This window comes from Rhodospirillales bacterium, from assembly GCA_016699855.1.
GTDB lineage: Bacteria > Pseudomonadota > Alphaproteobacteria > Reyranellales > Reyranellaceae.
Genome location: CP064988.1, coordinates 331,581 through 344,289, shown reverse-complemented (window position 1 = coordinate 344,289; position 12,709 = coordinate 331,581). Strand labels below are relative to the sequence as shown.

General features: G+C 72.0%; 11 protein-coding genes and 1 pseudogene. 4 read left to right on the top strand and 8 right to left on the bottom strand.

Annotated features, from left to right (window positions below; translation table 11 throughout):
- Positions 1 to 5: 5 nt before the first annotated feature.
- Positions 6 to 2,261, bottom strand: coding sequence for a lytic transglycosylase domain-containing protein (locus tag IPK81_01595; GenBank protein ID QQS12992.1), 2,256 nt, complete (start codon positions 2,259 to 2,261; stop codon positions 6 to 8).
- Positions 2,262 to 2,406: 145 nt separating this feature from the next.
- On the opposite strand from IPK81_01595, the gene IPK81_01590 reads away from it, so the two are divergent.
- The 4 genes from IPK81_01590 (at position 2,407) to IPK81_01575 (ending at position 5,714) form a co-directional block, all read left to right on the top strand.
- Positions 2,407 to 3,285, top strand: coding sequence for a 4-hydroxy-tetrahydrodipicolinate synthase (locus tag IPK81_01590; GenBank protein QQS14920.1), 879 nt, complete (start codon positions 2,407 to 2,409; stop codon positions 3,283 to 3,285).
- Positions 3,286 to 3,354: 69 nt separating this feature from the next.
- Positions 3,355 to 3,825: an SsrA-binding protein SmpB gene (gene smpB / locus IPK81_01585; GenBank protein ID QQS12991.1), complete on the top strand. Its 471-nt coding sequence runs from the start codon at positions 3,355 to 3,357 to the stop codon at positions 3,823 to 3,825.
- A gap of 40 nt (positions 3,826 to 3,865) precedes the next feature.
- Positions 3,866 to 4,543 carry an SDR family oxidoreductase gene (locus tag IPK81_01580; GenBank protein ID QQS12990.1) on the top strand — a complete coding sequence of 226 codons (678 nt, stop codon included), beginning with the start codon at positions 3,866 to 3,868 and terminating at the stop codon, positions 4,541 to 4,543.
- Positions 4,544 to 4,577: 34 nt separating this feature from the next.
- Positions 4,578 to 5,714 (top strand): acyl-CoA dehydrogenase family protein, encoded by a 1,137-nt coding sequence (locus tag IPK81_01575; protein ID QQS12989.1) that lies wholly within the window; start codon positions 4,578 to 4,580, stop codon positions 5,712 to 5,714.
- A 3-nt stretch (positions 5,715 to 5,717) separates the two neighbouring features.
- On the opposite strand, the gene IPK81_01570 is transcribed toward IPK81_01575, so the two are convergent.
- From IPK81_01570 to tkt, 7 genes and pseudogenes are all read right to left on the bottom strand, one after another.
- Complete coding sequence (locus IPK81_01570; protein QQS12988.1) at positions 5,718 to 6,362, bottom strand: thiamine phosphate synthase; 645 nt, start codon at positions 6,360 to 6,362, stop codon at positions 5,718 to 5,720.
- A gap of 36 nt (positions 6,363 to 6,398) precedes the next feature.
- Positions 6,399 to 6,764, bottom strand: a complete 366-nt coding sequence (locus tag IPK81_01565; GenBank protein ID QQS12987.1) for a VOC family protein — start codon at positions 6,762 to 6,764, stop codon at positions 6,399 to 6,401.
- 109 nt (positions 6,765 to 6,873) lie between these two features.
- Positions 6,874 to 7,794, bottom strand: coding sequence for a class I fructose-bisphosphate aldolase (locus IPK81_01560; protein ID QQS12986.1), 921 nt, complete (start codon positions 7,792 to 7,794; stop codon positions 6,874 to 6,876).
- A 126-nt stretch (positions 7,795 to 7,920) separates the two neighbouring features.
- Positions 7,921 to 8,844 carry an allantoinase PuuE gene (locus tag IPK81_01555; protein ID QQS12985.1) on the bottom strand — a complete coding sequence of 308 codons (924 nt, stop codon included), beginning with the start codon at positions 8,842 to 8,844 and terminating at the stop codon, positions 7,921 to 7,923.
- On the bottom strand, positions 8,841 to 9,332 hold the full coding sequence (locus tag IPK81_01550) for a hypothetical protein (protein QQS12984.1): 492 nt from the start codon (positions 9,330 to 9,332) through the stop codon (positions 8,841 to 8,843). The genes IPK81_01555 and IPK81_01550 overlap by 4 nt, the downstream gene beginning before the upstream one ends.
- 155 nt (positions 9,333 to 9,487) lie before the next feature.
- Positions 9,488 to 10,495, bottom strand: a complete 1,008-nt coding sequence (gene gap / locus IPK81_01545) for a type I glyceraldehyde-3-phosphate dehydrogenase (protein ID QQS12983.1) — start codon at positions 10,493 to 10,495, stop codon at positions 9,488 to 9,490.
- 58 nt (positions 10,496 to 10,553) lie between these two features.
- Positions 10,554 to 12,573, bottom strand: a pseudogene (tkt, locus tag IPK81_01540) (transketolase).
- Positions 12,574 to 12,709 lie beyond the last annotated feature (136 nt).

Sequence of the window (12,709 nt, the reverse complement as noted above, 5' to 3'; positions counted from 1 at the left end):
TCCGGTCAGCGCGGCCGCGGCGCCGGCACGGCGCGGAACGGTCCGTTGAGGCGGTCGCGGTAGACGACCACCGCCTCCATCACGCGCTGCACGTAGTTGCGGGTCTCGCGGAACGGGATCAGCTCGATCCAGTCGACCATGTCGATGGCGCCGGTGCGTGGATCGCCGATCGTGTCGAGCCAGCGCGCCGTGCGCGCGGGACCGGCGTTGTAGGCCGATAGCGCCAGCTCGTAGGAGCCGCCAAACTTCTCCAGCATCTCCGAGAAATAGTGCGAGCCCAGCGCGACGTTGTAGGCGGGGTCGCGCAGCAGGCGGTCCTGGTCGTAGGGCTGGCCCAGCTTCTGCGCCACCTGCCGCGCCGTACCGGGCATGAGCTGCATCAGGCCCATCGCACCGGCGGGCGATACGACGGACGTGCTGAACGCGCTCTCCTGCCGCGCCAGGCCCAGCGCCAGCGCGCGCTCGACCGAGCCGGTCGAGCCCATGTCGACGACGGGGAACGCCGCCTCCGTCAAGACGATGCCGGCCTCCGCGCCGCGGCGGGCGATCGCCAGCGCGACGTCGGGCCGGCCCATGTCGAGGGCGATGGTCGCGCTGAGACCGATCTCGCCGGCGCTCTGCGACAGGCGGCCGACGCGCAGCAGGAACGGGCGCGCGCGCTCGTCCTCGCCGATCTGCCGCAGCCAGCGCGCGACCGCGACGATCTCGCGCTTCTCGACGGAGTCGCGCTCCAGCGCGGTCGGCACCGGGTCCGGCGTGTAGCGCAGCGCGCCGCCCGGCAGTTTGCGGGCCGCGAGCTGGCCGTAGAAGGTGTGGCTGAACTGGGCGCCCTTCTCGTAGGCGGCCTGCGCCTCGCGGGCGCGCTTCGCGGCCTCGTGGGCGCGGCCGATCCAGTAGGCGGCCCGGCTCTTCGACAGCGCGGTCGCGACGTTCTCCTCGAGCGTCTGGAACCGCTTCAGCGCCTCGTCGGGCTTCTTCAGCCAGCGCAGCGCGATCCAGCCGGCGAGGAATTCGGCCTCGGCGAACGCGATGCCGCGCGGCGTCAGCCCGTGCGCGGACACCAGCCTGTAGGCCTCCTCGGCGCGGTTGGCCTGCAGCGAGTCGCGCGCGGCGCTCTGGCGCTCCGTCCACCAGTCGTCGTCCTGACGCAGATCGGCGGGCAGCGACAGCAGCAGCGCGCGCGCGCCGGCCAGGTCGTTGGACCGGCGCAGGAAGCGGACGCGGTCGAGCAGCAGGCGGCCGTCGCCCTGGCGCGCCGCCGGCACGGCGCGCAGCACGACGGTGGCCTCGGGCGCGCGCTGCTGCAGCGCCAGCCGCGCCTCGGCGACCTTGCGGTCGTCCTCAGCCAGCTTGGGCACGAGATCGCGCGCGACCTTGTCCTTGCCCTCGCGCAGCAGGCGGTTGAAACGCTGGAGGTGGTCGTCCGGCCGCAAGTGCTGGCCGTAGCGGGCGAGGAAGGAGATCTCGTCGGCGTTGCGGAACGTGCCGACGCGCCAGCTCTCCTGCGCGAACGCCGCGACCTTGGCCGGCGCGGCCGCCTCGGCGGCCTCCATGCGGCGCATTATCCCCGCGCTGGTGAGCGGCGGGAACGCCTCGAACCATGCGAGCTGGTCGCGCGGCGCGGTCTCGACGCCGAGCTTGTCCTCCGCCGCCCGGCGGATCGCCAGGTCGTCGGGCCAGTCCGGGTTCCCGCGCAGGAACGCGGCGGCCTCGGCGAAGCCCGCGTCGTTCTTCGGCTGCCGCAGGATCGACCACTCGACGTATTTCGCCAGGATCGCGACCCGGGTCGCCTTGGCGGCGGCGCGCGCCTCGTCCCAGCGCTGTTCGTCCGAGGCCTTGAGCGCGGCGGCCAGGGCGCCGGCGGCGTCGGCCGCCAGCGGCGCGACCTGGGCCAGCGCCTCGGCCACGGTCGTGCCGTCCTTCGGCGCGGCGGTGCCGCCGCCGGGCGGGAGCGCGCCGCCGCCGAGCGGCCGCAGCGGTCCACCGGGAATCGCGCCCATGCCGGGCTGGCTGGGCGGCGTGGCGATCCCCGGTCCGGACGCGCCGCCGCCGGGCGTGTGGATCGCGGGGCCGGGCGAGGTCGGCTCGCGGGCCGCCGGGCCCGGCGCCGGCGCGGCGGGCGGCGTGCCCTTGAGGATCGTGACCTGGGCGAGCGCGGCCGGCGCGGCGGCCAGCGCGACCGCCGACAATCCGGCCAACAGGGCCGCGCGCGCCGTCGTCACGGCTTCACGTGGAGGTTTGAGCGGGCGTCGGTACACCATTGAATCGTAACCGCGAGAGCGCGGACTGTCCATCGCGCGCGCGGCGCTTCGCGGAAGTCGGCGGCCGGGTTGCCGCTCCGCGGGCGCGGCTGTAGGGTGCGCCGTCGCCGACAGCGGTCAACCGCGCGGCCGGGAGGGAACCATGATGTTCAGCGGGTCGCTCGTCGCCCTCATCACGCCCATGAGCGGCGGCAAGGTGGACGAGAAGGCGTTCGAGAAATTCGTGCGGTGGCAGATCGAGGAGGGGACCGACGGGCTGGTGCCGTGCGGCACCACCGGCGAGTCGCCGACCATCGACTACGACGAGCACAAGCGTCTGATCGACGTGTGCGTGCAGACCGCCAAGGGCAGCGGCGTGCCGGTGATCGCCGGCACCGGGTCCAACTCCACCGCCGAGGCGATCGAGCTGACCGCCTACGCCAAGAAGGCCGGCGCCGACGCCGCCATGCTGGTGGTGCCGTACTACAACAAGCCGACCCAGGAAGGCCTGTACCAGCACTTCAAGGCGGTGGCCGAGGCGGTCGACATCCCGATCCTGCTCTACAACGTGCCGCCGCGCACCGGCGGCGACATGCAGGTCGACACCGTGGTCCGTCTGTCGAAGGTCAAGGGCATCGTCGGCATCAAGGACGCCAGCTACGACATGGCGCGCCCGACGCTGACGCGGCTGAAGGCCGGCAACGCGTTCGTGCAGCTCTCCGGCGAGGACGCCAGCGCGCTCGGCTTCCTGGCGCAGAGCGGCGACGGCTGCATCTCGGTCACGGCCAACTGCGCGCCGCGCATGCTCGGCGACATGCACGACGCCTGGAAGGCGCGCGACTTCGACAAGGCCCGCGAGCTCAACGAGCGCCTGATGCCGCTGCACAAGGCGCTGTTCGTCGAGACCAGCCCGGCGCCGGTGAAGTACGCCTGCGAGCTGATCGGCAAGAGCTCGGCCGAGCTGCGGCTGCCGCTGGTCGAGTGCGCCGCGGGCACCAAGAAGCAGGACAAGGAGGCGATGCAGTTCGCCGGATTGCTGAACTGACGCCCCGATCCATAACGCGGGCCGCGCCGGCTTCGTCGGCGCGGCCCGTTCCGTCAGAGGACCAAGGACATGGCGCGCGCGGCGCTGATCGAGGGACGCATCGCGGCGCAGAACCGCAAGGCGTCGCACGAGTATTTCATCGAGGAGCGCTTCGAGGCGGGCCTGGAGCTGACGGGCACCGAGGTGAAGTCGCTGCGCGGCGGGCGCAGCAACATCGCCGACGCCTACGCCGAGGTGACCGACGGCGAGATCTGGCTGGTCAACGCCCACATCCCGGAGTACGCGCAGGGCAACCGCAACAACCACGAGCCCAGGCGGCGGCGCAAGGTGCTGCTGCACCGGCGCCAGATCAACCGCCTGATGGGCGCGGTCGAGCGTCAGGGCTACACGCTGGTGCCGCTGACGATCGAGTTCAACGCCAAGGGGCGGGCGAAGCTGAACCTCGGACTCGCCAAGGGCAAGAAGCTGCACGACAAGAGGGCGACGACCAAGGCGCGCGACTGGCAGCGCCAGCGCCAGCGCCTGCTCAAGGGCGGCTGAGCGCCCGCGACGCCGTCCATCGCACCGGAGGAGAACGGACATGCCGACGCTGCTGATCACCGGCGCCAACCGCGGCCTCGGGCTGGAGTTCGTCAAGCACTACGCAGGCGCCGGCTGGCGCGTGCACGCCTGCGCCCGCGACCCCGAGGCGGCGGCACTCAAGGCGGTCGGCGGCGACGTCGTCCGCCACGCGCTCGACGCGGCCGACTGGGCCGGCATCACGGCGCTGGCGGCGCGGCTCGAAGGGCAGTCCGTCGACCTGCTGCTGGCCAACGCGGGCATCGCCGGGCGCGAGGCGGGCGATCTCGGCTCGATCGATCCCGAGGTGTGGACGCGGACCTTCGTCGTCAACGCGCTCGGCCCGGTGAAGCTGGCCGAGGCGTTCCTCGAGCACGTGGCGTCCTCGACCGGGAAGCGGATGGTGGCGATCTCCAGCCGCCTCGGCTCGATCGCGCTGAACGACGGCGGACGCTACGCCTACCGCTCCAGCAAGGCGGCGTTGAACATGGGCTGGTCGAGCCTCGCCAAGGACACGCGCGGCCGCGGCACGACCTGCGCCGTGCTGCATCCCGGCTGGGTGCGCACCGACATGGGCGGCGCGCAGGCCCCCGTCGGCATTCCGCAGAGCATCGCCGGCATGGCCGCCGTCATCGACCGACTGACGCCGGCGGATACCGGCAAGTTCTTCGACTTCTCCGGCGCCGAGCTGCCGTGGTGAGGCGCCGGCGGGGCGCCGGCGCGGGAGCGAACGCATGATCCTGTCCGAGACCCAGCGGATGATCCGCGACATGGCCCGCGACTTCGCGCGCGAGCGCATCGCGCCGTTCGCGCGGGCGTGGGAGGCGGCGGGCGAGATCCCTCGGGAGACGCGGCTGGAGATGGGACGGCTGGGCCTCATGGGCATGTGCGTGCCGGAGCGCTGGGGCGGCGCCGGCGCCGACTACGTGTCGTACGTGACGGCGCTGGAGGAGATCGCCGCCGCCGACGGCGCGGTCTCGACGATGATGAGCGTCAACAACTCGCCGGATTGCGCCGCGCTGCTGGCCTACGGCACCGACGCGCAGAAGGAGCGCTGGCTGCGGCCGCTGGCGACGGGCGGGATGCTGGGCGCGTTCTGCCTGACCGAGCCGCAGGCCGGGTCGGACGCCTCGGCGCTCAAGACCCGCGCGGTGCGCCGCGACGGCGCCTGGGTGATCGACGGCATCAAGCAGTTCATCACCTCCGGGCGGACCGCCGACGTCGCGCTGGTGTTCGCGGTGACCGATCCGGCGTCGGCCAAGCGCGGCATCTCCTGCTTCATCGTGCCGACCGCGGCGGCGGGCTACCGCGTGGCGTCGACCGAGACGAAGCTCGGCCAGCGCGCCTCGGACACCTGCCAGATCGCGCTCGAAGGCTGCGTCGTGCCCGACGACGCGATGCTCGGCGCCGAGGGCGAGGGCTACCGCATCGCGCTCGGCAATCTGGAGATCGGCCGGCTGGGCATCGCCGCGCAGTCGATCGGCATGGCGCGCGCGGCGTTCGAGGCGGCGCGGGCCTACGCCGGGGAGCGCCGGTCGTTCGGCACGGAGATCATCAACCACCAGGCCGTGCAGTTCCGGCTCGCCGACATGGCGACCCGCATCGCCGCCGCGCGCCAGCTGCTGCTGCACGCCGCCGGGCTGCGCGACGCCGGCGAGGCGTGCCTGACCGAGGCGGCGATGGCCAAGCTGTTCGCCTCGGAGATGGCCGAGAAGGTCTGCTCCGACGCGATCCAGATCCACGGCGGCTATGGCTACGTGGCCGATTTCATCGTCGAGAAGATCTGGCGCGACGTGCGGGTGGCGCAGATCTACGAGGGCACCAGCGACATCCAGCGGCTGATCATCGGCCGCGGACTGGCCGCGATCTGACGGCTACCGGCCGTCGAACACGGCGTTGAACCGCCTCACCGCCTCGGCCGGCCCGTCGGGATGGCCCCAGACGCCGTTTGCGACGGCGAGGAAGTCGGCGCCGGCCTCGACCAGCGGCGCGCAATTGTCGACGGTGATGCCGCCGATGGCGACGCAGGGGACCGTCATGATGTCGCTCCACCACGTCAGCACGTCGACCGGCGCCGGGGTGGTGACGTCCTTGGTGCTGGACGGGAAGAACGCGCCGAACGCGACGTAGTCGGCGCCGGCCTCGGCCGCGTCCATCGCGAGGTGGCGCGACGCCTTGCAGGTGACGCCGACGATGCGGTCCGGCCCGACGATGCGCCGGGCCTCGGCGTAGGAGGCGTCGTCCTGCCCGACATGGACGCCGTCGCAATCCAGCCGCGCGGCGAGATCGGGGCGGTCGTTCATGACCAGCGCAACGTCGCGCTGCTGGCAGATCGGGCGCAGCGTGTCCGCGGCGCGCGCGATGGCGTCGTCGGGGACGTCCTTGAGCCGCAGCTGCAGCACCGCCACGTCGCCGCCGTCGAGCGCGGCGCGAAACTGGTCGGCGAACACGGCGGGATGCTCCAGCCGCGGCGGGGTGATCAGGTACAGTCGGCAGCGGGACGGCGCGTCGGCCGGCATGTCGATGCTCTCCGCGCGGGCGTCGGCGCCCGCCGCTCACATGTGGAAGAAGGCCAGCTTGTTGCCGTCGAGGTCGCGGCAGTACGCGGCGTAGAAGGTGCCGCCGCGCGGGCCGGGCGCGCCCTCGTCGGTGCCACCCAGCGCCAGCGCCCTGGCGTGGAGCGCGTCGACCTTGGCCGGCGCGCCGGCGGCGATCGCGACCATCGCGCCGTTGCCGGCGGTCGCCGGCTTGCCGTCGAACGGCTTGATGACGCTGACCATCGGCGTGCCCGGCTTCACCGACCAGGCGACGAAGCTGTCGGACTCCATGCCGCGCGTCGCGCCCAGCTCCTTCAGCAGCTCGTCGTAGAACGCCGCGGCGCGCGCGATGTCGTTGGTGCCCAGCGTGACGTAGCCGATCATGGCGATCTCCTCCGGATCGACGGGCGGGCGGCGCCGTGGCGCGCCCCGAAACGACGGCGGCGCCGGTCCCGGAGGACCGGCGCCGTCGCGCCCGACGGAATGGCGGAACCTACATCTTGCCCTGGTAGATGGCGATGATCTTGTCGAGCATGTCGAGCGCCTCGGCGCGCGGCCGCTGGAAGGTGTTGCGGCCGATGATCGAGCCGTTGGCGCCGCCGTCGCGCAGGCCGCGGATCTCGTTGAACAGGCCGTCGAGGTCCTTGGCCTCGCCGCCGGAGAACACAACGATGCGGCGGCCGTTGAACGACGACTGCATGACGTGCGCGACGCGCTTCGACAGCGTCGAGATGTCGACCTTGGCCTTCTCGTAGGCCGCCTTGGCTTCGGGCTGCCACAACACGTCGGTCGGCGGCTTGACCTTGATGATGTGCGCGCCGAGCAGGGCGGCGAGGTGGGCGGCGTAGGCGCAGACGTCCATCGCCGTCTCGCCGGCCTTGTCGAGCTTGCCGCCGCGCGGATAGGACCACATGACCACCGCGAGACCGTACGATTTGGCCTCCTCGGCCATCTCGCGGATCTCCTCCATCATCTCGAACTGGTCCTCGGAGCCGGGGTAGATCGTGAAGCCGATCGCCGAGCAGCCGAGCCGCAGCGCGTCGCGCACCGAGGCCGTCACCGCCTGGTCCTTGTTGGTCGACAGGCTGTTGGCGCTGTTGACCTTGAGGATGGTCGGGATGGCGCCGGCGAAGCTGTCGGCGCCGGCCTCGAGCGGGCCGAGCGGGGCGGCGTAGGCGTTCAGCCCGGCGTCGATCGCGAGCTGGTAGTGGTAGTGCGGATCGTAGGCGTCGGGGTTCGGCGCGAAGGAGCGGGCCGGGCCGTGCTCGAAGCCCTGGTCGACCGGCAGGATCACCATCTTGCCGGTGCCGCCGAGACGGCCGTGCATCAGGATCCGGGCGAGGTTCGCCTTGGTGCCGGGGTTGTCGCTCTCGTAGTTGTCGAGGATCTTCTTGACGGCGCGGGTGATCTTCACGGGTTGCGTTCCTTCCCTGGTTCGCGGGTGGCTGCCGGCGCTCTTGGACGCCGGAAATGCGGCGATTTCTTAGCGTCGGGCCGTTGGGTTGTCCATCGACGCGGGCCGGCCGGCTTCGCGGCGGCGTCATTCGTTCAGGCCCTTGCCCGGGTAGGGGTGGGTGGCGATCCAATGGCGCGCGATGTCGACGCGGGAGGCGATCCAGACGCCGTCGTGGCGCGCGACGTGGTCGAGGAAGCGCCGCAGGCCGGCGAAGCGGGCGGGGTGGCCGGCGATGCGCATGTGCAGGCCGATCGACATCATCTTCGGCCGCGTCGCGCCCTCCTGGTAGAGCGTGTCGAAGGCGTCGCGAACGAAGCCGAACCACTGCTCGCCGTTGGCGACGTTGTGGGCGAATTTCGTGTCGTTGTTGGTGATCGTGTAGGGCACCACCAGGTGCGGTCTGCCCGACACGGTGCGCCAGTACGGCAGTTCGTCGGCGTAGGAGTCGGAATCGTAGAGGAAGCCGCCATGCTCGACCAGCAGGCGGCGGGTGTCGACGCTGGGCGCGTAGCGGCAGTACCAGCCGGCGGGCGCCTGGCCGACGGTGCGCTTGAAGGACTCCACGGCCTTGCGGATGTGCTCGCGTTCCTCGTCGGGGGTCAGCGCGAAATGGCGCACCCAGCGCCAGCCGTGGCCGCAGATGTCGAAGCCGGCGTCGCGGATCGCCGCCGCGGCCTCGGGATTGCGCTCCAGCGCCAGCGCGCAGGCGAACATCGTCAGCGGCAGGCCGCGGTCGACGAAGGCGCGGTGCAGGCGCCAAAATCCGACGCGGCTGCCGTACTCGAACATGCTCTCGCCGCCGAGGTCGCGGCCCTTCATGCCGGCGGCCGAGGTACTGGCCTCGGTCAGAGCCGTCTCGGTGTGTCCGTCGCCGTCGTCGATCGAGGCCTCCGAGCCCTCCTCGTAGTTGACGACGAAGTTCAGCGCGACGCGCGCGCCGCCGGGCCATTTCGGATCGGGCGGGTTCGCGCCGTAGCCGACGAAGTCGCGTTGGATGCCGGATGTCATGCGTCCTCTCCCTTTTCCACCGCGACGGGCGCCAGCGCCAGCCGGCACGCGCGCAATGGATCCTTCTCGTGTACGAGATCGAGCGCGGCGTCCGGACGCGGCACCAGCGCCGCGCCGTGGGCGGCGGCGATGTCCTCGAGGCGGCGGCGTGCGGCGGCGTTGCCGTCGAACACGATAGCGCGAAGTCCGGTGCGAAAGGCCGCCAGCACATGCCCCGGCGCGCCGTCGCAATCGACGATCAAGGTGGCGCGCACGTCGGGGAACAGCTCGGCGACTCGCCGGTCGATCGCGTGCCAGAAGCCGACGCCGCCGGCGTAGGAGGCGTTCGGTGGCGACAACAGCGTGACCGCCCGGCCGTGCTCGCGCGCCGCCATCAGCGCGGCGGCAACGTGCTTCCAGCCATGCACGCGCACGACGGGGGGCGGCGGCTCGGCGGCGGGCGCCGCGGCGCCGACCAGCGTCAGGCGCCGGGCCGGCGACCTAGCCATGGCGCGTCGCACGCACGGTGTCGGGGCTGCGCGGCATCGATGCTCCCTCGCGCCCGGTCCGGGCGCGCGCCGCCAGCCTAGCACGGCGGCCGCGGCCACGAAAAAGGGCCCCGTCCAGCGGACGGGGCCCTCGTCGGTCGGCGCGGGCGGACGCGTCAGCCCAGCTTGCCCATGGCGACGGCGGTGTCGCTCATGCGGTTGGAGAAGCCCCACTCGTTGTCGTACCAGGCCATCACGCGCACGAAGGTGCCGTCCATGACCTTGGTCTGGTCCATGTGGAAGGTCGCGGAGTGCGGATCGTGGTTGAAGTCGATCGAGACGTTCGGCGCGTCGGTCCAGCCGAGGACGCCCTTGAGCTGGTTCGCCGCGGCGAGCCGCACCGCCTCGTTGATCTCCTTCACGTCCGTCTTGCGCTTGGCGACGAACTTCAGGTCGATCACCGAGACGTTCGGGGTCGGCACGCGGATCGACAAGCCGTCGAGCTTGCCGTTGAGATCCGGCAGCACGAGGCCGACGGCCTTGGCGGCGCCGGTCGAGGTCGGGATCATCGACAGGCCGGCGGCGCGGGCGCGGTAGAGATCCTTGTGCAGCGTGTCGAGCGTCGGCTGGTCGCCGGTGTAGGCGTGGATCGTGGTCATGAAGCCGTTCTCGATGCCGACGAGGTCGTTCAGCACCTTGGCGACCGGCGCCAGGCAGTTGGTCGTGCACGAGGCGTTGGAGACCACGAAGTGGTCCTTGGTCAGCTTGTCGTGGTTGACGCCGTAGACCACCGTGAGGTCGGCGCCGTCGGCGGGCGCCGACACCAGCGCGCGCTTGGCGCCGGCCGTCAGGTGCGCCGAGGCGGCGTCCTTCGACGTGAAGAAGCCGGTGCACTCCAGCGCGATCTCGACGCCCAGCGCCTTGTGCGGCAGCTTGGAGGGATCGCGCTCGGCGGTGACCTTTATCTTGCCGCGGCCGACGTCGATCGAGTCGCCGTCGACCTTGACCTCGCCGGGGAAGCGGCCGTGCACCGAGTCGAAGCGCATCAGATGCGCGTTCGTCTCGACCGGGCCGAGATCGTTGATGCCGACGACCTCGATGTCCTTGCGGCCGGACTCGATGATGGCGCGCAGCACGTTGCGGCCGATGCGGCCGAAGCCGTTGATGGCGACGCGGACGGTCATTTTCCCTGTTCCTCCTCGAAGTGGCGTTGGCGGGCGGCTTCCTGCGGTCCGATCGTGGTCATTTGTTGGCGAGCGACCGCGCGGCGGCGGCGACGGCCTCGGCGGTGATGCCGAAATGGCGGTAGAGGTCGCTGGCCTTGGCCGACGCGCCGAAGCCGGTCATGCCGACGAAAGCGCCGCGCTCGCCCAGCCAGCGCTCCCAGCCGAATCCGACGGCCGCCTCGCAGGCGACGCGCGGCGTGCCGGGGGCGCCGAGCACCTCGGCGCGGTAGGCGTCGGGCTGGCGCGCGAACAGCTCCCACGAGGGCATCGACACCACGGCGGCGGCGATCCCGTCCTTCGCCAGCAGGGCGCGGGCGGCGAGAGCGATCTCGACCTCCGAGCCCGACGCGATCAGGCGCACGCCATCGCCGGCGGCGCCGGCGAGGATGTAGGCGCCTTTGGCGCAGCGGTTTCCGTCGCTCGCGTCGCGCACGGTCGGCAGATTCTGGCGCGTCAGCGCGATCACACTCGGCGTCTTGTCGGACTTCAGAGCGATCTCCCAGCACTCCGCCGTCTCGATGGCGTCGGCGGGGCGCATCACCAGCAGGTTGGGGATCGCGCGCAGCGCCGCGAGGTGCTCGACCGGCTGGTGCGTCGGTCCGTCCTCGCCCAGGCCGATGGAGTCGTGCGTCATGACGTAGATCACGCGCACGCCCATCAGCGCCGACAGGCGGATGGCCGGGCGGCAGTAGTCGGTGAACACCATGAAGGTGCCGCCGTAGGGGATGACTCCGCCATGCAGCGCGATGCCGTTCATGGCGGCGGCCATCGCGTGCTCGCGGATGCCGTAGTAGACGTAGCGGCCGCCGTAGGCGCCCTTCTGGAACGGCGCGAGCGTGGCGGTCTTGGTGTTGTTGGAGCCGGTCAGATCGGCCGACCCGCCCAGCGTCTCGACGACCAACGGGTTGACCACCTCCAGCACTTCCTGGCTGGATTTCCGCGTCGCCCAGGACGGCTTGTCGGCCGCCATCTTCGCCTTGAAGGCGGCGATGGCCTGGCCGATGCCGGCAGGCAGCTTGCCTTTCTGGCGCCGTTCGAACTCGGCCTTGGCGTCGGCGGGCAGCGCCGCGAGCCGCGTCTGCCAGGCGGCGCGGGCGCTGGCGCCGCGCGCGCCGGCGGCGCGCCACGCCGCGAGGACCGGCGCGGGGATCTCGAACGGCGCGTGCGGCCAGCCCAGCTTCGCGCGCGCGCCGGCGACCTCGTCCATGCCCAGCGGCGAGCCGTGCGTGGCGGCGGTGCCCGCCTTCTTCGGCGCGCCGAAACCGATCACCGTCCTGCACGCGATCAGCGACGGCCGGTCGAGGACGGTGCGCGCGAAGGCGATGGCGCGCTCGATCTCGGCCGGGTCATGGCCGTCGCACGGCAGCACGTGCCAGCCGGCGGCGGCGAAGCGGTTGAGGTGGTCCTCCGACGTCGACAGCGAGGTGGCGCCGTCGATCGAGATGCCGTTGTCGTCGAACAGCACGATCAGGCGACCGAGGCCGAGATGGCCGGCCAGCGTGACCGCCTCCTGGCCGACGCCCTCCATCAGGCAGCCGTCGCCGGCGATGGCGTAGGTGAAATGGTCGACCACCGCGTCGCCGAACGCCGCCGCGAGATGGCGCTCGGCCATCGCCATGCCGACGGCGTTGGCGATGCCCTGGCCGAGCGGGCCGGTCGTGGTCTCGATGCCGGCGGCGTGGCCGTACTCCGGGTGGCCGGCGGTCTTCGCCCCGAGCTGGCGGAAGCGCTTGATCTCGTCGAGCGTGATGTCGGGATAGCCCGTCAGATACAGCAGCGCGTAGAGCAGCATCGAGCCGTGGCCGGCCGACAGCACGAAGCGGTCGCGGTCGGCCCAGCCCGGGGCCGGCGGCATCGAACTTGAGGTGCTTCGTGAACAGCACCGTGGCGACGTCGGCCATGCCCATCGGCATCCCGGGATGGCCCGACTTCGCCTGCTCGACGGCGTCCATCGCGAGCGCCCGGATCGCGTTGGCCATGTCGGCGTGGGAAACGGTCGTCGTCGCCGGGGCGGCCGAGGCGGTTTGATCGGGCATTTGGGTCCGGAAGCCGGCGATGGGCGGTTGGCGCCGGCGCGCGGCGCGGGCCGGCGGACGCGGGGGTGGGGAAGCGCGCGGCAAAATGCCGACTGGTCCGGGGCGCGTCAATGCGCGATTGGCGCGTCCGCGCGTC

Bases quoted from the DNA above. Each gene is read 5' to 3' on its own strand.
- IPK81_01595 (QQS12992.1), bottom strand. From the start codon at position 2,261: ATGGTGTACCGACGCCCGCTCAAACCTCCACGTGAAGCCGTGACGACG.
- IPK81_01590 (QQS14920.1), top strand. From the start codon at position 2,407: ATGTTCAGCGGGTCGCTCGTCGCCCTCATCACGCCCATGAGCGGCGGC.
- smpB (QQS12991.1), top strand. From the start codon at position 3,355: ATGGCGCGCGCGGCGCTGATCGAGGGACGCATCGCGGCGCAGAACCGC.
- IPK81_01580 (QQS12990.1), top strand. From the start codon at position 3,866: ATGCCGACGCTGCTGATCACCGGCGCCAACCGCGGCCTCGGGCTGGAG.
- IPK81_01575 (QQS12989.1), top strand. From the start codon at position 4,578: ATGATCCTGTCCGAGACCCAGCGGATGATCCGCGACATGGCCCGCGAC.
- IPK81_01570 (QQS12988.1), bottom strand. From the start codon at position 6,362: ATGCCGGCCGACGCGCCGTCCCGCTGCCGACTGTACCTGATCACCCCG.
- IPK81_01565 (QQS12987.1), bottom strand. From the start codon at position 6,764: ATGATCGGCTACGTCACGCTGGGCACCAACGACATCGCGCGCGCCGCG.
- IPK81_01555 (QQS12985.1), bottom strand. From the start codon at position 8,844: ATGACATCCGGCATCCAACGCGACTTCGTCGGCTACGGCGCGAACCCG.
- IPK81_01550 (QQS12984.1), bottom strand. From the start codon at position 9,332: ATGGCTAGGTCGCCGGCCCGGCGCCTGACGCTGGTCGGCGCCGCGGCG.
- gap (QQS12983.1), bottom strand. From the start codon at position 10,495: ATGACCGTCCGCGTCGCCATCAACGGCTTCGGCCGCATCGGCCGCAAC.